This is a genomic window from Pseudomonas kuykendallii, assembly GCF_900106975.1.
GTDB lineage: Bacteria > Pseudomonadota > Gammaproteobacteria > Pseudomonadales > Pseudomonadaceae > Pseudomonas_O > Pseudomonas_O kuykendallii.
Window position 1 is genome coordinate 616668 of the sequence record NZ_FNNU01000003.1, and the last position, 15973, is coordinate 632640.

The following is a 15973-nucleotide window of genomic DNA, read 5'->3' on the forward strand; positions in this document are numbered from 1 at the left end:
AGAAGCCGCCGTGACGCGCGCCCGCAAGCCGGTCCCGACAAAGCGCACGCGTACCAGCTGTTCCATGTGTGCGGGCGGCAGAGGAGTGGTCGGTGGCTGATTTCTCGCCGCAAGGCCGGCGCTCAGCGACACATCCGGTAAAGCCCCATGTCGACATGGAAATGGTCGTGATGGGCGGCGTTGTATTGCGGCCCGAGGGTGGTGTTGAAACTGCCGCAGGCGGCGTCGTGGACCAGCCGGAGGAAGCGCGCCGCGTCGTCATCGCCCTTCCAGTCGCGCGCCACGGTGATGCGCCGGCCGTCACGCAGGCGGAAGCCGGCGATGTCGAAGGCATTCGCCGAGGCGTGCTGGCTGCGCCGCGTGCTACCGGCGATGTTGCGGCAGGCGAAGCTGCCGAAGTGCTCGATGCGCGTCACCGGCTGGCCGAACACCGCCTGCGCGGCGGGCTGCAGGCCGTGCCGCTCGAACATCGCATAGGCCACCGCCAGCGGGCAGGTGGCGACGAAGGAGCCGCTGAAGGCCAGCTCCGACGCCTGCACGCGCACGGCGTTCTCGATCGGACAACCGGACACCGGGCCATCGGCGACGGCGCTGTAGCGCAGCGCGGAGCTCTGCAGCGCTTGTGCGCACAGCTCGCGGTCCTGCTGCAGGCGGATCAGCTTGAGCGGCGTCAGCAGGTTCGGCTCCAGGCGCACATCCAGCGGCGCCCAGGGGTTCCACTGCGGTGGCACGTCCCACCAGCCGCGCCAGATCGCCACGACCGGCGCGGCGAGGATCAGCACCAGCAGGAGGAACTTGCGCATCGGCTAACGAAAGGCCTCGTTGAGTTCGGCGAAGCTCAACCCGCGCGCGGCGTAGGCGAAGGTCCCGCTGCTGGCGATCTCACGCGCCGCCTGGAAGAAGCCGCTGTAGGCCGCGCGCGCCAGCGACGAGCCGACGCTGATCCGGCGAACGCCGAGCCCGGCCAGCTCATCGACCGACAAAGCGCCGCCGGACAGGCCCATCAGTACGTTCAGCGGCCTGGGCGCCACCGCGCGCACGGCGGCGGCGATGTCTTCGCGACGGATGAGGCCTGGCGCGTAAAGCACGTCGGCGCCGGCTTCGGCGTAAGCCTCCAGGCGGCGCAGCGTGTCGCGCAGGTCGTCGCGGCCGTGCAGCAGGTTTTCCGCCCGCGCGGTGAGCATGAAGGGAAAGTCCAGGCCGCGTGCCGCCTGCGCCGCCGCACGCACGCGCTGCACGGCCTCCTCGAACGGATGTATCGGCAGCGCCGCATCGCCGCTGGCGTCCTCTATCGAGGCGCCGACCAGGCCGACCGCCGCGGCCCGGCGGATCGCCTCGGCGCAGCCTTCGGCGGTGGCGCTGAAACCGTTCTCCAGGTCGGCGCTGACCGGCAACGGCGTGGCCTCGACGATGCTGCGCGCATTCGCCAGGGTCTGCTCCAGGTCCAGCGCGCCCTCGCCGTCCGGGCGGCCGAGGGAAAAGGCCAGGCCGGCGCTGGTGGTGGCCAGCGCCGGGAAGCCCAGTGCCGCGAGCAGCTTCGCCGAGCCGGCATCCCAGGGATTGGGGATGACGAACGCGCCGTCGCGCGCGTGCAGCGCCTTGAACGCCTGGCCGCGAGATTCCTGGGACGTCATCGAATAGCCCTCCGCAAAAAAGTCGACCTTACCCTCAAAGCAGATCGAGCTGCGACGTGCGCAACTCCGGGAGCGCCTGCAGGCCGGGCAGGCGCCGGCGCAGTCGCTCGTGGAAGCGCTTGGCCTGCTCGCCGGCCAACCGGTTGTCCGGCGTGTGCAGGTAGATGTGCGGCGTCAGGCCCTGCTCGATCCACTCGGCGAGCTTATCGACCCAGCGCGTCAGGTGCGCGTCGTTGGCGTCGAGATCCGGCCCGCCGATGAAGCGCACCTGCGGCGAGGCGCTGAAGGACGTCGGCCGCACCGACGCCAGGCGCGGTTTGCGCCGCTGCGCATCGAGCACCGCCGGGTCGTCGCTGCGGCAGGCGAAGAGCGCGCGGGCGTCCAGGCAGATGCGTTCCACACCCCGGTCGCGCAGCAGCCGATTGAGCGCCCGCTCCGCATCGCTGGCATCGAAGAACTGCGCATGCCGCACCTCGACCGCCAGCGAGCGCGCGCCCAATGCATCGATGAAATCGCCCAGCTCGGCCAGGCGCTGCGGCCCGAAGGCCGGCGGCAGTTGCAGCCAGAGCGGCTGCAGGCGCTCGCCCAGTGGCGCCATCAGCGCGAGGAAGCGCCGGGCGCTGGCGAGGTTGTCACGCAGGTCGCCCTCGTGGCTGATCTCCTTCGGCAGCTTGGCGCAGAAGCGGAAATTCGCCGGAAGGGTCTGCGCCCAGCGGGCGACCTTGGCGGCATCCGGCCAGGCGTAGAAGGTCGTGTTGCCCTCGACGCTGTTGAACAGGTGGCAGTAATGGGCGAGGAAGTCTTCGGCGGCCGCCTCGCGCGGAAACACCGAACCACGCCAGGCGGCATCGTTCCAGGAAGGGCAACCGAGAAAGTACGGGAGCGGCACTAGGCGTAGAGGTCGAGTCCGAGGACTTCGTTGGCGTCCAGCTCGCTGGCGTAGCTGGCGGTGGTGCTGTAGCTGGCCAGGGCCTGGGCGGCGCGGCTGGTCACCGGGCGTTCGTAGGTGTCGGTGTAACGGACGATGGGCAGGCTGTCGTCGTTCGACTCGCGGGCGGTCTTGCTCGGCTCGACCTGACGCGGCTGCGCGATGTTCTCGAAGTCCTGGCTGGCGGCCGTCGAGGTGGCATCTTCCCGGCGCAGCCCATCCCCGCGCGAAACGTCGCGGTAGGGCGCGATCGCCGTTCCCTGTCGGGAGGAGCGATCCGCTGTGTAGGGGGATGTATAACCGTCGATACGCATTGGATAACCTCAAGGTCGCGCCACTCTAATCGGTCGCCTGGAGGCTGGCAATCGTCCCCGGCACGGCGGCCAGGAACGCGGATGAACGGCGCCCCACACCTGCTCCGACCGGGCCGCGCAGGCCCCGTTCAGCCACCCCGCCGAGCGGTTTCTAGAGCGGTGCCTTGGGCGTCGCCACGTTGTCGCGCAGATACACGGGCTGCGCCGCATCGGCTTCGACACCTTCGCCGCGCGCCCAGGCGAAACCGGCGAGCGCGAGCAGGTCTTCGGCGTGCGGCAACAGACTGGCGTCCAGTGCCTGCGGCGCCACCGGCAAGCGCGCCACGTATCCCCAACCCGTGCCCGCGCCGAACCAGTTGCCGGCGGCGTCGCGCGGCAGGCCGACGCGTTCGGGCGGCAGGACGGCCTCGGCGCCGAGCAGACGCATCTCGCCAGCCTCCAGCCGATAGCAACCCCAGTACACCTCGTCCATGCGCGCATCGATGGCCGCGGCGACCTGGGTGGCGGCGTGCTCGCGGTGAGCGCGCTGGGCAAGCACGGCGAGATCGGAGATCGGCAGCACTGGCCGCTCCAGGGCGAACGCCAGGCCCTGAACCACGCCGATGGCGATACGCACGCCGGTGAAGGCACCAGGGCCCCGGCCGAACGCGATGGCGTCCAGCGCACTCATGCCGATGCCGGCCTCGGCGAGGATCTCGCCGATCATCGGCAGCAGCCGCTGGGCATGCAGGCGCGGGATCACCTCGTGACGCACCAGCACCCGCTGCTCATGGAGCAAGGCAACGGAACAGGCTTCGGTGGAGGTGTCCAGGGCCAGCAAGGTGGTCATCGGTGGGTCCGCAGTGAGGGAGGAAAAGGCCGCGCATTATAGCCGCAGCGTGCCGCTCGCTGCGGTGTACGGCGCAAACGAAAACGGCCCGCGAGCGGGCCGTTCGGAACGCGGTGGGTCAGCTCAGCGCGGCGAACACCTTGGCGGTGATTTCCTCGACCGAGCCCACGCCCTGTACGGCGGTGTATTTCGGCGTGCCCTCGACGGCCGCGAGCTGCTGGTAGAAGTCCACCAGCGGCTTGGTCTGCGAGTGGTACACCGACAGGCGATGACGCACGGTCGCTTCCTTGTCGTCGTCGCGCTGGATCAGCGCTTCGCCGGTGAGGTCGTCGACGTCCGCGACTTTCGGCGGGTTGTGCTCGATGTGGTAAACGCGGCCCGAATCCGGGTGCACGCGACGACCGGCGATGCGGCTGACGATTTCCTCGTCGTCGACGGCGATTTCCACCACGTAGTCGATCTTCACCCCGGCCTGCTTCAGCGCCTCGGCCTGCGGGATGGTCCGCGGGAAGCCGTCGAAGAGGAAGCCCTTGGCGCAGTCGGGCTGGGCGATGCGTTCCTTGACCAGGTTGATGATCAGGTCGTCGGACACCAGGCCGCCGCTGTCCATCACGCTCTTGGCCTTGAGGCCCAGCTCGGTTCCGGCCTTGACGGCTGCACGCAGCATGTCGCCGGTGGAAATTTGCGGGATCTCGAACTTCTCGGTGATGAAGCGAGCTTGAGTACCTTTGCCGGCACCGGGTGCCCCCAGCAGAATCACGCGCATCGCTTTGCTCCTCAAAGTAGTAAGTCGTCGGACCGGCCTCTTGGGGCCGATCTCTATACCGGTTGCGGCGGCAGCGCGGGCTACAGGGCCCGCCCAAAGGTTGACCAAGATACACAGCGCACCGAAGCGGCACAAGCCGCCCAAAGTCGGAGCCTTGACCGCCTTTCGCACGCCTGTGCCGGGCCCGGCGAGCGGTCGCGACGCACCCGGCAGACGGTCGTAAATGCGACCGCTGGGCACTGAACTCCCCCTTGCGTTCCCGCCCTCGGGCAACGGCACTAACCGGTGTTGCGCAGACCCGCGGCGATCCCCGCCACACTCACCAGCAGCGCCTGCTCCAGCGGTGCGTCGGGTTCCGCCGGGGATTGCCGCGAGCGCGCCAGCAGCTCGACCTGGAGCAGGTGCAGCGGGTCGAGATAGGCGTCGCGCACGCTGATCGACTCCAGCGTCTCGGGACTGTGGCCGAGCAACTGGGACTGCCCGGTCAGGCCTAGCACCGCCGCGCAAGCCTGTGACAATAGGTCGCGCAGCTGCGCTCCAAGCGGCCGCAGCGAGGGTTCCACCAGGCGTTCGTCGTAGAGTCGGGCGATGTCGGCGTCGGCCTTGGCGAGGACCATTTCCAGCATGTCGATGCGGGTGCGGAAGAACGGCCAGGACTCACGCATCTCGCGCAGCGTCTCGTCTTCGCCGCGCGCCAGGGCGTTGCCCAGCGCGCGCTCCCAGCCCAGCCAGGCGGGCAGCATCAGGCGGGTCTGGGTCCAGGCGAAGATCCACGGGATGGCCCGCAGGCTTTCGACGCCGCCCTGGCGACGCTTGGCCGGACGACTGCCCAGCGGCAGGCGACCGAGCTCCTGCTCCGGGGTCGCCTGGCCGAAATAATCGACGAACTGCGGGTTCTCGCGGACCACCGCGCGGTACGCCGCCACGCCATCGGCGGCAAGGCGATCCATCTGCTCGCGCCAGTGCGCCTGCGGCACGGGCGGCGGCAGCAATGTCGCCTCGAGAACGGCAGCCAGGTAGAGGTTGAGGTTCTGCTCGGCGATCGCCGGAAGGCCGAACTTGAAGCGGATCATTTCGCCCTGCTCGGTGGTGCGGAAGCGCCCGTTCACCGAGCCCGGCGGCTGCGAGAGGATCGCCGCGTGCGCCGGGCCGCCGCCGCGCCCGACGGTGCCGCCACGGCCATGGAACAGCAGCAGTTCGACCTGCTGCTCGCGACAGATTTCCACTAGCCGCTCCTGCGCGCGGTACTGCGCCCAGGCCGCCGCCGTGGTGCCGGCATCCTTGGCCGAATCCGAGTAGCCGATCATCACTTCCTGCGGCCCGCACAGGCTGGCGCGGTAATCGGCCAGGCCCAGCAGTCGCTCGATCACCGGGCCGGCGTTGTCCAGGTCGGCGAGGGTCTCGAACAGCGGCACCACACGCAGCGCCCGGCGCAGGCCGGACTCCTTGAGCAGCAGTTGCACGGCGAGGATGTCCGAGGCGGCGCCGGCCATGGAGATGACGTAGGAGCCCAGCGATTCCGCCGGGGCCTGCGCGGCGACGCGGCAGGTGGCGAGCACTTCGGCGGTGTCTTCGCTGGCCTGGTAATCCGCCGGCAGCAGTGGCCGGGGATTCTTCAACTCCTCCTGCAGAAAGGCCAGGCGCCGCGCCTCGTCCCATTCGCCGTAGCGACCCAGGCCAAGGTATTCGGTGATCTCACCGAGGGCAGCGGCGTGTCGTGCGGCGTCCTGGCGCAGGTCCAGGCGGACCAGGAACAGGCCGAAGCTGGACACCCGGCGCAGGCAGTCGAGCAGCGCACCGTCGGCGATCATGCCCATGCCGCACTCATGCAGCGAGCGGTAGCACAGCTCCAGCGGCTCACGCAGTTCGTCGGTGTGCTGCAGCACCGCGGCACCGGGCGCCAGGGATTCGCGCAACGCCGACTGCGCCCAGCTGCGGGTCGCCCGCAGGCGTTCGCGCAGGGTCTTGAGCACCTGCCGATAAGGCTCCGGGGTATCGCCGGCACGCGCGCGTAGTGCGTCGCTGGCCTGCTGCATGGACAGGTCGGCGGCAAGCCGGTCGACATCGCGCAGGTACAGGTCGGCGGCCATCCAGCGCGCCAGCAGCAACACTTCGCGGGAAACGGCCGCGGTGACATTGGGGTTGCCGTCGCGGTCGCCGCCCATCCAGGAGGCGAAGCGGATCGGCGCGGCATCCAGCGGCAGCCGCTCTCCGCAGCAGTCCTGCAAGGTCCGATCGACGCCACGCAGCACGCGCGGCAGGGCGTGCCAGAGGGAATGCTCGATCACCGCGAAGCCCCACTTGGCCTCGTCCACCGGGGTCGGCCGGACGCGGCGGATTTCCTCGGTGTGCCAGGCCTCGGCGATCAGCCGCTGCAGGTTGTCGCGAACCTCGTCGCGCTCCGCCGCGCCGAGATCATCGTGGTCCTGCACAGCAAGCTGGGCAGCCATGGCGTCGTACTTCTGGATCAGCGTGCGGCGCGCCACCTCGGTCGGGTGCGCGGTGAGCACCAGTTCGATCTCCAGGCCCGCCAACTGCTTCGCCAGGGCATCGCCGGCATGCCCGTCGCCACGCAGGCGCGCCAGCAGCTCGCCGAGCACGTGAGTTTCGAACGGAGGCGCTTCATCGGTGCGCCGGCGGCGGATGCGGTGGTACTGCTCGGCGATGTTGGCCAGGTTGAGGAACTGGTTGAACGCCCGCGCCACCGGCAGCAACTGGTCCTCGCGCAGCCCGTCGAGGGTCTCGCCCAGCTGCTGGGCGCCCTCCTCCGAGCCGCGCCGGGCGGCCTTGGCTCCCTTGCGAATGCGCTCGATGCGTTCGAGGAAGTCCTCGCCGTGTTGCGCACGGATGGTGTCGCCCAGCAGCTCGCCGAGCAGATGAACGTCCTCGCGCAGTCGTGCGTCGATTTCCGCCATGCCGGTTCTCCTCCGATCGTTCACGCCGGCGGTGGGCCGGCAATCAATCTGAACGAGCACGGACGAAGTTGTTCAAACCCATGAGCCCGCCATCGGGCGATCAAACCCAACCACCTGCTCCGGAGCGGTACATGCCGGGGAATGAGGTAACCATGAAGATTCGTGAACTGGCGAAACATTGGGAAGAGAACGCCAAGGGCCGACTGACCCGCGGCCAGTACAACATCAACCTGGACCTGGAATCCGCCGCACGCCTGGCGGCGCTGTCGGAGATGTATCCCAAGCGCAACGTCGAGGAACTGCTCGCCGAACTGGTCGCCGCCTCGCTGGAAGAGCTCGAAGCCAGCCTGCCCTACGTGAAGGGTAACCAGGTCGTCGCCGTCGACGAACAGGGCGACCCGCTGTACGAAGACATCGGCCCCACGCCGCGCTTCCTGGCACTGTCGCGTCGCTACCTGCAGGACCTCAGCGAAGAGCGCGAAAGCAGCAGCAACCACTAAGCGCAACTCCCTTCTGCCGTCGAAGCCGCTAGCCAGAGCGGCTAGCCGGCGTTCGCCCAGCGTTTTCCGGACATGTATCTGCTGACCATTCGGTCAGGGAAAACAGTTGGAACATTTGTCCGTTGCCACCAGTCGGAAAAGTATGTCGCCGCTGTCCCGGATGCCGCACACGCCCCTTCGCGCCTGTGCCGGACCGTCAGGAGACGACGGCGAGATCACGGAATAAACGATCGTACGGAAATCCAGGAGGCACTTCTTATGAACTCAGGTAACGCCAAATCCGCTTCGTCCAGAAGCGGCTTCACGCTCGCTGCGCTGGCCCTTGGCAGCACCCTGCTACTCGCAGGCTGCGCCGGCAATCCGCCCACCGAACAGTTCGCCGTCAGTAACACCGTGCTGAAGAGCGCAACCGTCGCGGGCGCCACGGAGTACGCACCGGTCGAGCTGCGCACCGCGCAGGAAAAGATGGCCCGCGCCGAATCCCTGGCGAAGGAAAAAGACTACGAGCAGGCCCGTCGACTGGCCGAACAGGCCGAATGGGACGCCCGCGTAGCCGAACGCAAGGCGCTCGCCGCGAAGGCCGAGAAGGCCTACCAGGACTCGCAGCAGGGTGTGCAAGACCTGCGCGAAGAAGGCCAACGCAGCACCATCATCGTCAAGTGATGGCCCGGCAGACGAACTCGAAAAGGATGACTCGTTATGCGTAAGACACTGTTGATACCTGCCCTTTCGGCGCTGACCCTGGCCCTTGCCGGTTGCGCCTCGAAACCCAACCCGAACCTCGACCAGGCTCGCGCCAGCTACAACCAGCTGCAGACCAATCCCCAGGCCGCCACCCTGGCGCCGGTCGAGACCAAGGAAGCCGCGGACATGCTCAGCCGCGCCGAACTGGCCTATTCCGGTGACAACGACCAGAAGACCGTCGACCAGTTGGCCTACCTGACCAATCAGCGCGTGGTCGTGGCTGAAGAAACCATCCGCATGAAGACGGCCGAGCAAAACCTCGCCGGCGCCGCCGCGCAACGCACCCAGGCTCGCCTGGAAGCACGCACCGCGCAGGTGGATTCGCTGCTCGGCGCGCTGAAGCCGCAGGCGACCCCTCGCGGCGACATGGTCACGCTGGGTGACGTGCTGTTCGAAGTCGACCGTGCAGAGCTGAAACCGGCCGGTATGCGCCAGCTCTACACCCTCGGCGACTACTTGAAGAAGAACCCCGAGCGCCAGGTGGTGGTCGAGGGTTTCACCGACAGCACCGGCACCGTCTCGCACAACCTGGAGCTGTCGCAGCGCCGCGCCGACTCGGTGAAGGCCGCGCTGGTCAGCATGGGCATCGCGCCGCAGCGCATCACCACCCAGGGTTATGGCAAGAGCAACCCGGTGGCGAGCAACGACACCCCGGACTCGCGCGTGCTCAACCGCCGCGTCGAGATCACCATCTCGCCGGATGCCCAGCCGGTCGCCCCACGGGTAATCACCCAGTAAGCGACTCGACCGCAAAATCAGAACCCCGCCTCGGCGGGGTTTTTCTTTAGTAGGGTGCGCCATGCGCACCGCAACCTCACTCGGAAACCCATGGTGCGCGCGGCGCACCCTACATAAACCGCGGCACGCATGAACCTCGACGGCCTTTCGTAGGGTGCGCCATGCGCACCGCAACCTCACTCGGAAACCCACGGTGCGCACAGCGCACCCTACGTAAACCGCGGTACGCATGAACCTCGACGGCCTTTCGTAGGGTGCGCCATGCGCATCGCAATGCCCATTCAGGAGCCATTGGTGCGCGCGGCGCACCCTACGTAAACCGCGGCACGCATGAACCTCGACGACCTTTCGTAGGGTGCGCCATGCGCACCGCAATCCCCACTCGGAAGCCATTGCTGCGCATGGCGCACCCTACGGAAGGCGGCTCGGCAGGGGATCCAATTCGCACGCATAAAAAAGCCCCGCTTTCGCGGGGCTCTCGGTACAGCGGGTGCCGGGTCGGCTTACATCATGCCGCCCATGCCACCCATGCCGCCCATGTCCGGCATGGCCGGAGCTGCCTTGTCGTCAGCCACTTCAGCGATCATCGCTTCGGTGGTGATCATCAGGCTGCCGATGGAGGTGGCGGCCTGCAGCGCGGTGCGGGTCACCTTGGCCGGATCGAGGATACCCATCTCGATCATGTCGCCGTAGGTGTCGGTCGCGGCGTTGAAGCCGAAGTTGCCCGAACCCTGCTTGACCTTGTCGACCACTACGCTCGGCTCGCCACCGGCGTTGGCGACGATCTGGCGCAGCGGGGACTCGACGGCGCGACGCAGCAGCGCGATACCGACGTTCTGGTCTTCGTTGTCGCCCTTCAGCTCGGAGATGGCCTGCAGAGCGCGCACCAGGGCAACGCCACCGCCAGGCACCACGCCTTCTTCGACCGCCGCACGGGTAGCGTGCAGGGCGTCTTCGACGCGGGCTTTCTTCTCTTTCATCTCGACTTCGGTGCCGGCACCGACCTTGATCACGGCAACACCGCCGGCCAGCTTGGCCAGACGCTCTTGCAGTTTTTCACGGTCGTAGTCGGAGGAGGTTTCCTCGACCTGCTTGCGAATCTGCGCAACGCGGGATTCGATGTCGCCCTGCTGGCCGGCGCCGTCGATGATGGTGGTGTTTTCCTTGTTCAGCACGACGCGCTTGGCGTTACCCAGGTGTTCCAGGGTGGCGCTTTCCAGGCTCAGGCCGACTTCTTCGGAAATCACGGTACCGCCGGTGAGGATGGCGATGTCCTGGAGCATGGCCTTGCGACGGTCGCCGAAGCCCGGAGCCTTGACGGCTGCGACCTTGACGATGCCGCGCATGTTGTTGACGACCAGAGTAGCCAGGGCTTCGCCTTCGACGTCTTCGGCAACGATCAGCAGCGGACGGCCGGCCTTGGCGACAGCTTCCAGCACCGGCAGCATTTCGCGGATGTTGGAGATTTTCTTGTCGACCAGCAGGATCAGCGGGCCGTCGAGTTCGGCGACCATGGTGTCCGGCTTGTTGATGAAATAGGGGGACAGGTAGCCGCGGTCGAACTGCATGCCTTCGACGACGGACAGTTCGTTCTCCAGGCCCGAACCCTCTTCGACGGTGATCACGCCTTCTTTACCGACTTTTTCCATGGCTTCGGCAATGATGTCGCCGATCGAGGAGTCGGAGTTGGCGGAGATGGTGCCGACCTGGGCGATGGCCTTGGAGTCGGCGCACGGCTTGGCCAGGTTCTTCAGCTCGGCGACGATGGCGATGGTCGCCTTGTCGATGCCGCGCTTGAGGTCCATCGGGTTCATGCCGGCAGCGACGGCTTTCAGGCCTTCGTTGACGATGGCCTGGGCCAGAACGGTGGCGGTGGTGGTGCCGTCACCGGCGGCATCGTTGGCCTTGGACGCGACGTCCTTGACCAGCTGCGCGCCCATGTTCTCGAACTTGTCCTTGAGTTCGATTTCCTTGGCGACGGAAACGCCGTCCTTGGTGATGGTCGGAGCGCCGAAGCTCTTTTCCAGAACCACGTTGCGGCCTTTCGGGCCGAGGGTGGCTTTGACGGCGTCGGCCAGCACGTTCACGCCGACCAGCATTTTCTTGCGAGCGGAATCGCCGAATTTGACTTCTTTAGCAGCCATGGTGATTGATCCTCAATTCTTCAATTAGTGACGGGATTCGCGGGGAATCAGGCTTCGATGACGGCGAGGATTTCGTTCTCGCTCATCACCAGCAGGTCTTCGCCGTCGACTTTCACGGTGTTGCTGCCGGAGTAAGGGCCAAACACCACTTTGTCGCCGACTTTGACGGCCAGGGCGCGCACTCCACCGTTTTCCAGCACTTTACCGGCGCCGACAGCGACGATTTCGCCGCGGTTCGGTTTTTCGGCAGCGGAACCCGGCAGCACGATGCCGCCTGCGGTCTTGGTTTCTTCTTCGCTGCGGCGAATGACGACGCGGTCATGCAGGGGACGAAGCTTCATTGTCGATCTCTCCCAATTGAGTGTTTTCCGGCGCCGGCTCGATGCCGGCGGGTTAAATCCGGCGGTGCCGGTTGCGGCCCGCAGAGCGGACCGCAGAAGACAGCCTGTCGACGTGACAGGGACCTTGCGGTGTCCGCTAGATGCGGGCGTACAAGCGCATTTCAAGGGTCGCGGGCAAAAAAATTTCGTTATCGCGGCGCAGACGGGCAGGCATACGAACGCAGCCGATCACTGATCGCGGCGTTCGTACTCGCCCTCGATGACATTGGGTCGGGCTGCGTTAGGTCGGGCCGCGCCGCCCGCCGGGTCGTCGGAGAACGCGCGCTGGCGCTGCACCTGCGCCTCGATCCGGCGCCCGACGGCGCGCAGGAGCAGGCCGCGGGTGAAGGGGACGATGAACAGCAGGCCGATGATGTCGCTGAGAAAGCCCGGCAGTATCAGCAAGGCGCCGCCCAGGGCGACCATCAGCCCCTCGAGCATTTCCTTTTCGGGCAACTCGCCGCGCGCCAGGCGCTCCCGCGCGCGCCAGGCCGTGGCGACGCCGGCGACGCGCAGCAGCAGGCCGCCGAGCAGCGCACTGCCCACCAGCAACAGCAGCGTGGGCAGCACGCCGATGGCGCCGCCGACCTTGATCAGCAGCGCCAGCTCGACGACCGGGAACAACAGGAACAGAAAGAAGAAAACACGCATCGTGGAATCCTTGGCGGAAGAACGGCTTCCGAGGGTATGAGATGACGGTGGGCAGCCGGCATTTCAAGGCCGGCAGGATAGCGACTGTTACCGGATTATTCGTCGCCGGGACCTTCCGAGACCGGCCAGGCGTCGGCACGGGCCAGCGCGACCAGCGCCTGGCGCACCTCGCCGGGGTTGCTGCAGGGTTCGGCGAACGGCAGCCAGTGCAGCGCCGCACCGATGCGCAGGTGGAAGCCTTCGCTGTCGATGCCGACCATCTGTGCCGGTTCGCCGTCTGGCAAGCCGGCCAGCCGGACGTAGTGGGCGATGGCATCGGGGTGATCGCCGTTCATGTGTTCGACCATCGAGGTTTCGCTGTTGCCGGCGAAGGGGTTGGCGAGTTCGACCCGGTCCAGCCAGTGAATCGCGCCGAAACCGCCGATGTAGCGCCAGCGCACAGGCTGCAGCACCCAGAAGTCGAAGTCGTGGGCCAGGTGATAGTCCTGCGAGGCGGGAAAGTAGCGATAGAACCGCCGGGCCGCCGCTTCGATCTCCCCGGCGCCGTGCAACGGGCTGGCCTCGGCGAGCAGGGTCAGGCGCCCCGCCGCCTGCACGTCCTGCGCGCCACGCTCGCCCACCAGCAGCGAGCACTTCCCGTCGGCCTTGAGGTTGTGGGTATGCTGGGCGATACGGCTGATCAGGATCAGCGGCCTGCCCGAGGCGTCGAGACAGAACGGCGCCACCGAGCCGAACGGAAAGCCGGGCATGGCCTTGGACTGGGTGGAAAGCACGCCGCGGTACTCCCGCAGCAACAACTGGCGTGCATGCTGGCTCGATCGAACGCTCACCCCATGACTCCTTGGACGATTCCGTTGAGAATGGACAGGCTCAGCATAACGGGTTCGCCTTGGCGGCGACGACAACAACAATCAGCAGGGGATACACGATGCAACTCAAGGACAAGGTCATCATAATCACCGGGGGCGGCCAGGGTCTCGGCCGCGCCATGGGCGAATACCTGGCGGCGAAGGGCGCACGCCTGGCGCTGGTCGATCTCAACCAGGAGAAACTCGACGAGGCCGTCGCCGCCTGCAAGGCCGCCGGGGGCGAGGCGAAAGCCTACCTGTGCAACGTTGCCAACGAAGAGCAGGTGACTCATCTGGTGAGCCAGGTGGCCGACGACTTCGGCGCGATCAACGGGCTGGTGAACAACGCGGGAATCCTGCGCGACGGGCTGACCATCAAGGTCAAGGACGGCGAGCTGACCAAGCTGAGCCTGGCGCAGTGGCAGTCGGTGATCGACGTCAACCTGACCGGCGTGTTCCTTTGCACCCGCGAGGTCGCGGCGAAGATGATCGAGCTGAAGAACGAAGGCGCGATCGTCAACATCTCCTCGATCTCCCGCGCCGGCAACATGGGCCAGGCCAACTACTCGGCGGCCAAGGCCGGGGTCGCGGCGGACACCGTGGTCTGGGCGAAGGAACTGGCGCGCTACGGCATCCGCGTGGCGGGCGTGGCGCCGGGCTTCATCGAGACCGACATGGTGGCGAGCATGAAACCCGAAGCGCTGGAGAAGATGACCTCGGGCATCCCGCTCAAGCGCCTCGGCAAGCCGGTTGAGATCGCCCACTCGGTGGCCTATATCTTCGAGAACGACTACTACACGGGGAGAGTGCTGGAACTCGACGGCGGCCTCCGCCTCTAGTTGGGTTTCGATCTCGGCGTTGAATGCCGGTTCAAGATGCTCATTTACAGGCGTAAATTCCGCTCTCTCGCCGGCATTCGCCTTGCCTGGCCTTAGCTCGCAAGATCGAGACCAGACATCGCCAAGAGCGCCGAAATGAAAAAGCCCCGCGATGCGGGGCTTTTTTCTTGCGAGCGGGGCTTTTACCAACCCACGCCGAAACCTACGGTGTAGCGGGTTTCGTTCAGCTCGCCATCGGAGTTGCCGCTGACGATGTCCTTCTCGGCCTTGAGGTTGAGCGAGGCCCAGTCGGTGACCTTGTAGCGCAGCCCGGCTTCGGAATCCAGGGCGTACTCGGCGACGCCGGACAGGGGTTTGCCGATCTCGCCGTTGGTGAAGATTTCCACCGTCTTGCCGATCAGGTAGCGGTTGTATTCCCACTTCAGCGCCAGCGAGTAGAAGTTGTCCTTGTTGCCGTTGCTGTATTCGTAGTCGGTGCGGTTGACCAGCGAGGTGAGCGAGAAGGCGCCCAGTTCGTTGTCCCAGAACTGGTAACCCGGGCCGGTACCCAGCGTACGCTGGCGCGCGAGGTCCTCGATCTTGTCGTTCTTGTAGTCGACACGGCCCTGCCAGAACCACTGTTCGGTGAAGAAGCGGTCGAGCGCGTACTCCAGCTGATAGTTGTTGGTGGTGGTGACGCCGTCGCTGCTTTCGCGGTTGTACTCGCCGTCGCCGTTATGCCGCCACAGGCCGTGCCTGGCCTTGGTCTTGAAGGCCACGTTGTAGTCGTCGGTGTCGGTGTCCGCGCGCTTGTAGTCCAGTGCCAGGTCGATGTTGCCGCTCCAGGTGAAGTCCTGGATCAGTGGCTTGGGCTGAATCATCTGCTGGATGCTCGCCAGCTCGATGGTCTTCGGAGCCTCGGCGGTCCCCAGCACCACCTTGCCGTCGTCGCCCTTGTGCAGGGAGTTGGCCAGTTGCGGGTCCTCGAAGTCGTCCTGGCGAACCAGCATCGGGGTCTCGCTCTCCAGCGTGGCGACCTTCTTCCAATCCAGCGGGATGGAGCCGCCGTAGTCCGTGTCCAGCATCAGCTTGCCGCCATCCAGCACCTTGACCTTGCCGGTCAGGCGATCGCCGTTCTTCAACCATACGGTGTCGGCGAACGCCGAGGTGGTGACACAGCCCAGGGTCAGGCACAGCAGGTTTCTCAACAACATAGGCGTAGGTCTGCTTCCAGGGTTCGGGTAAGTCCGGGCATTATCCGGACGCACGGCAACTGAGCAACCAGACACACGGGCGGAGGGCAAGTTCAATGCAGGCTGCATGCCCCGTTTCAGGCGCTTCGGCGCCGTCCATGGCGGCGACGGGCGCGTCGGATGCCGCGCGATGAGCGACTCGACCGACGCTGACGAGGCGCACGCCTGGGCCTCGCCGAACGATCCGCAGGCCCGCCGCGAGGCGCTGTATCTGGTGCTCAGCCAGGTGCCGAGGGGCTGCGTGGTCAGCTACGGACAGCTCGCCGAACTGGCCGGCCTCGGCCGCGCGGCGCGCTGGGTGGGGCGAACCCTGTCGCAGTTGCCGGAGGGTTCGGCATTGCCCTGGCACCGCGTCATAGCCGCTGGTGGACGACTGAGCCTGCAGGCCGGCAGCCCCTCCGGCGACGAGCAGCGCGCGCGCCTGCGCGACGAAGGTGTGAGCGTGCGCAATGACCGTGTGGACATGCGTCGGCACGGCTGGCGCCCGACGGAGCAACGCGGTTAGAGTGCG

At 66.7% G+C, this 15973-nt stretch carries 17 protein-coding genes; 5 read left to right on the top strand and 12 right to left on the bottom strand.

Annotated features, from left to right (window positions below; translation table 11 throughout):
• Positions 1 to 122: 122 nt before the first annotated feature.
• From BLV15_RS12875 to ppc, 7 genes are all read right to left on the bottom strand, one after another.
• A complete protein-coding gene (locus BLV15_RS12875) occupies positions 123 to 803 on the bottom strand; it encodes an extensin-like domain-containing protein (protein ID WP_090228799.1) in 681 nt (226 codons plus the stop codon).
• Positions 804 to 806: 3 nt separating this feature from the next.
• Positions 807 to 1634, bottom strand: a complete 828-nt coding sequence (locus BLV15_RS12880) for an isocitrate lyase/PEP mutase family protein (RefSeq protein ID WP_090228803.1) — start codon at positions 1632 to 1634, stop codon at positions 807 to 809.
• 34 nt (positions 1635 to 1668) lie between these two features.
• The gene (locus BLV15_RS12885; protein ID WP_090228805.1) at positions 1669 to 2523 is read right to left on the bottom strand and encodes a DUF72 domain-containing protein; all 855 of its coding nucleotides are present in this window, start codon (positions 2521 to 2523) and stop codon (positions 1669 to 1671) included.
• Entirely contained in the window at positions 2523 to 2876 is a 354-nt protein-coding gene (locus BLV15_RS12890; RefSeq protein WP_090228808.1) for a hypothetical protein, read from the bottom strand. Before BLV15_RS12890 ends, BLV15_RS12885 begins: the two co-directional genes overlap by 1 nt.
• A 151-nt stretch (positions 2877 to 3027) precedes the next feature.
• Positions 3028 to 3705 (bottom strand): tRNA (adenosine(37)-N6)-threonylcarbamoyltransferase complex dimerization subunit type 1 TsaB, encoded by a 678-nt coding sequence (gene tsaB, locus BLV15_RS12895; protein ID WP_090228810.1) that lies wholly within the window; start codon positions 3703 to 3705, stop codon positions 3028 to 3030.
• A gap of 118 nt (positions 3706 to 3823) precedes the next feature.
• Positions 3824 to 4471, bottom strand: a complete 648-nt coding sequence (gene adk / locus BLV15_RS12900) for an adenylate kinase (protein WP_090228812.1) — start codon at positions 4469 to 4471, stop codon at positions 3824 to 3826.
• Positions 4472 to 4749: 278 nt separating this feature from the next.
• Positions 4750 to 7386, bottom strand: coding sequence for a phosphoenolpyruvate carboxylase (gene ppc, locus BLV15_RS12905; RefSeq protein ID WP_090228815.1), 2637 nt, complete (start codon positions 7384 to 7386; stop codon positions 4750 to 4752).
• Positions 7387 to 7538: 152 nt separating this feature from the next.
• Here ppc and BLV15_RS12910 point away from each other — a divergent pair, with 152 nt between their 5' ends.
• The 3 genes from BLV15_RS12910 (at position 7539) to BLV15_RS12920 (ending at position 9368) form a co-directional block, all read left to right on the top strand.
• A complete protein-coding gene (locus tag BLV15_RS12910) occupies positions 7539 to 7886 on the top strand; it encodes a pilin assembly protein (protein ID WP_090228818.1) in 348 nt (115 codons plus the stop codon).
• Positions 7887 to 8144: 258 nt separating this feature from the next.
• Positions 8145 to 8549 carry a DUF4398 domain-containing protein gene (locus tag BLV15_RS12915; RefSeq protein WP_090228820.1) on the top strand — a complete coding sequence of 135 codons (405 nt, stop codon included), beginning with the start codon at positions 8145 to 8147 and terminating at the stop codon, positions 8547 to 8549.
• Positions 8550 to 8585: 36 nt separating this feature from the next.
• Positions 8586 to 9368 carry an OmpA family protein gene (locus tag BLV15_RS12920; protein WP_090228822.1) on the top strand — a complete coding sequence of 261 codons (783 nt, stop codon included), beginning with the start codon at positions 8586 to 8588 and terminating at the stop codon, positions 9366 to 9368.
• A gap of 503 nt (positions 9369 to 9871) precedes the next feature.
• Here BLV15_RS12920 and groL read toward each other — a convergent pair.
• From groL to BLV15_RS12940, 4 genes are all read right to left on the bottom strand, one after another.
• The gene (gene groL, locus BLV15_RS12925; RefSeq protein ID WP_090228825.1) at positions 9872 to 11512 is read right to left on the bottom strand and encodes a chaperonin GroEL; all 1641 of its coding nucleotides are present in this window, start codon (positions 11510 to 11512) and stop codon (positions 9872 to 9874) included.
• A gap of 47 nt (positions 11513 to 11559) precedes the next feature.
• Positions 11560 to 11853 carry a co-chaperone GroES gene (locus BLV15_RS12930; protein ID WP_090228828.1) on the bottom strand — a complete coding sequence of 98 codons (294 nt, stop codon included), beginning with the start codon at positions 11851 to 11853 and terminating at the stop codon, positions 11560 to 11562.
• A 228-nt stretch (positions 11854 to 12081) separates the two neighbouring features.
• Positions 12082 to 12543 carry an FxsA family protein gene (locus BLV15_RS12935; RefSeq protein ID WP_090228830.1) on the bottom strand — a complete coding sequence of 154 codons (462 nt, stop codon included), beginning with the start codon at positions 12541 to 12543 and terminating at the stop codon, positions 12082 to 12084.
• A 95-nt stretch (positions 12544 to 12638) separates the two neighbouring features.
• Complete coding sequence (locus BLV15_RS12940) at positions 12639 to 13373, bottom strand: HugZ family pyridoxamine 5'-phosphate oxidase (protein ID WP_090228833.1); 735 nt, start codon at positions 13371 to 13373, stop codon at positions 12639 to 12641.
• 98 nt (positions 13374 to 13471) lie between these two features.
• Between BLV15_RS12940 and BLV15_RS12945 the strand changes: the two genes are divergently transcribed.
• Entirely contained in the window at positions 13472 to 14230 is a 759-nt protein-coding gene (locus BLV15_RS12945) for an SDR family oxidoreductase (RefSeq protein ID WP_090228836.1), read from the top strand.
• 182 nt (positions 14231 to 14412) lie between these two features.
• Here the strand turns inward: BLV15_RS12945 and BLV15_RS12950 are convergent, their stop codons facing one another.
• Entirely contained in the window at positions 14413 to 15423 is a 1011-nt protein-coding gene (locus BLV15_RS12950) for a DUF481 domain-containing protein (RefSeq protein ID WP_090228838.1), read from the bottom strand.
• 169 nt (positions 15424 to 15592) lie between these two features.
• On the opposite strand from BLV15_RS12950, the gene BLV15_RS12955 reads away from it, so the two are divergent.
• Entirely contained in the window at positions 15593 to 15967 is a 375-nt protein-coding gene (locus BLV15_RS12955) for an MGMT family protein (RefSeq protein ID WP_090228841.1), read from the top strand.
• Positions 15968 to 15973: the final 6 nt, after the last annotated feature.

What these genes read in the sequence shown, in the direction of transcription:
- BLV15_RS12880 (WP_090228803.1), bottom strand. Translation starts at nt 1,634, where the DNA reads ATGACGTCCCAGGAATCTCGCGGCCAGGCGTTCAAGGCGCTGCACGCG.
- BLV15_RS12875 (WP_090228799.1), bottom strand. Translation starts at nt 803, where the DNA reads ATGCGCAAGTTCCTCCTGCTGGTGCTGATCCTCGCCGCGCCGGTCGTG.
- adk (WP_090228812.1), bottom strand. Translation starts at nt 4,471, where the DNA reads ATGCGCGTGATTCTGCTGGGGGCACCCGGTGCCGGCAAAGGTACTCAA.
- groL (WP_090228825.1), bottom strand. Translation starts at nt 11,512, where the DNA reads ATGGCTGCTAAAGAAGTCAAATTCGGCGATTCCGCTCGCAAGAAAATG.
- BLV15_RS12915 (WP_090228820.1), top strand. Translation starts at nt 8,145, where the DNA reads ATGAACTCAGGTAACGCCAAATCCGCTTCGTCCAGAAGCGGCTTCACG.
- BLV15_RS12945 (WP_090228836.1), top strand. Translation starts at nt 13,472, where the DNA reads ATGCAACTCAAGGACAAGGTCATCATAATCACCGGGGGCGGCCAGGGT.
- BLV15_RS12935 (WP_090228830.1), bottom strand. Translation starts at nt 12,543, where the DNA reads ATGCGTGTTTTCTTCTTTCTGTTCCTGTTGTTCCCGGTCGTCGAGCTG.
- BLV15_RS12955 (WP_090228841.1), top strand. Translation starts at nt 15,593, where the DNA reads ATGAGCGACTCGACCGACGCTGACGAGGCGCACGCCTGGGCCTCGCCG.
- BLV15_RS12950 (WP_090228838.1), bottom strand. Translation starts at nt 15,423, where the DNA reads ATGTTGTTGAGAAACCTGCTGTGCCTGACCCTGGGCTGTGTCACCACC.
- tsaB (WP_090228810.1), bottom strand. Translation starts at nt 3,705, where the DNA reads ATGACCACCTTGCTGGCCCTGGACACCTCCACCGAAGCCTGTTCCGTT.
- BLV15_RS12930 (WP_090228828.1), bottom strand. Translation starts at nt 11,853, where the DNA reads ATGAAGCTTCGTCCCCTGCATGACCGCGTCGTCATTCGCCGCAGCGAA.
- BLV15_RS12910 (WP_090228818.1), top strand. Translation starts at nt 7,539, where the DNA reads ATGAAGATTCGTGAACTGGCGAAACATTGGGAAGAGAACGCCAAGGGC.
- ppc (WP_090228815.1), bottom strand. Translation starts at nt 7,386, where the DNA reads ATGGCGGAAATCGACGCACGACTGCGCGAGGACGTTCATCTGCTCGGC.
- BLV15_RS12890 (WP_090228808.1), bottom strand. Translation starts at nt 2,876, where the DNA reads ATGCGTATCGACGGTTATACATCCCCCTACACAGCGGATCGCTCCTCC.
- BLV15_RS12920 (WP_090228822.1), top strand. Translation starts at nt 8,586, where the DNA reads ATGCGTAAGACACTGTTGATACCTGCCCTTTCGGCGCTGACCCTGGCC.